The following is a 1,621-nucleotide window of genomic DNA, read 5'->3' as shown; positions in this document are numbered from 1 at the left end:
CTGTTATGAAGTGACCTTTGTCAAGTGTAAATTGCAAAAATCACCACAAACTTTTCCTTTCATTAAATTTTAACACTGGGTGTAGAGGTAGAACCTCAGACTAACAGTCCCCGGCCTTGGCCACTCTGTTATACGTGGATTGGTTACCAACAGGTCAATGGTCCGCCGTGAATCTTGCAGTCTCCTAGCGTGAATCAAAATATATAAATATAATGTCAACAGAGGTGCGTCGCAAATAATTCGAACCTTAGAGTGTTCCAAGGCTCTGCCTCTGCATCCAGTGTTAGTGTTGTCGTGCAGATGTAAGCTGATATTATCAGTTACCTCTGCTTAATTATAATTCATTACATTCAGATGGTTTTGTCATAGGCCTTGCCGCAATGCGGTGCGCAGAAGCCTTGACTGAACTAGATGAATGTTATATCTATCCTATTTTTCCAGTTGCCATCCCCCACATAAAGCATGCTAATTCTCGTGCTATTGCTGTAGTAGCTTTATTCCTGTTGACTCCTTTGTTTAAAGTCATTTTATAGAATCTTCTACGTAGCCTTTCATTCGCCTTATCCGCATATGCTATTACTTCTGGTGAACACCCTTGTTGTCTTTGCTTTAATGCTATTGATTTATGACCAATATTTCCTCTGGTATAACTTTGTGCAGCTTCAACCATAAGTCGCCTTAAATGACTATTACCTGCTTTTGTTATACTAAATCGATTCACCTTATCTCCACTTGAATCTTCGCTTGGAACCAATCCTAAAAAGCTAGAAAATTTTGGTGCTTTTTCAAATCTATTAAAATCACCAATCTCTACAACCATAGACAGTGCAGTATGTGTTTTTACTCCCAAGAAGCAGCCCATATTTTTGACTTTTTCTTTGTATCTTTCTCCAGACGCAAGTTCCTCAATTCTATTGTCGAGTCTCTCTATCTTTTCTGTTAAATACTCATAAGTTACAAGATATTCAGAAAGCGTTTCCTTATCTAATCCTTTTAGTTCAATAGATTTAAGCCATTTCATGTGAACAATTGTCCAGTATGTCTTTCCTCCTTCAAATTTTTTACCTTGACGAAGAACAAATGCAAGAATCTGCTGCTTGATTTTCTTAAGCATAAGTTTCTGATCATCTCTCATACGAATATATTCCTTCACAGAATTATCCTCGTCATCAGGCACATAAACTCCACTATATGTATGGAATGCAAGACATCTAGCAATGTTTGCTGCATCTCTCTTATCTGTCTTTACATGACTTGTATTGGTAATCGCCATTGTTGTTGGGGCTAGAATCTTACAATCAACTCCATGCTCCCTTAATTGATGATAAAGGGAATATCCCAAGCACCCTGCTTCATAACCACAAACAAAAGTAACATCTTCTCCGTATACCTTTCTCATCGACTCCATATATTTAAGAATCAACTTATAATCTGATGGTATTGTCTGCTTATATTCAACCCTATCGGTATCATAGCAATAACAACATAACGTGTAACTTTCCTTATGGACATCCATTCCTACGTAAACTATACTATTCATATGTGGCCTCCTATTGTATGCGGTAATCCCTGTTACCTTATTATTCTTATCAAATAATATTTTACAGGTAAATACACGAAT

General features: G+C 37.1%; 1 protein-coding gene. It reads right to left on the bottom strand.

Translation table 11 applies throughout. From position 1 onward, the window contains the following. Nucleotides 1-424 precede the first annotated feature (424 nt). The coding region (locus tag EV211_RS10540; RefSeq protein ID WP_330564685.1) for an IS110 family RNA-guided transposase at nucleotides 425-1,621 on the bottom strand (1,197 nt) is incomplete at its 5' end.

The sequence above is a fragment of the Aminicella lysinilytica genome (assembly GCF_004362975.1).
Taxonomy (GTDB): domain Bacteria; phylum Bacillota; class Clostridia; order Peptostreptococcales; family Anaerovoracaceae; genus Aminicella; species Aminicella lysinilytica.
Note: the sequence above shows the minus strand (reverse complement) of the source record. Positions and strands in the feature narration are given on the sequence as shown.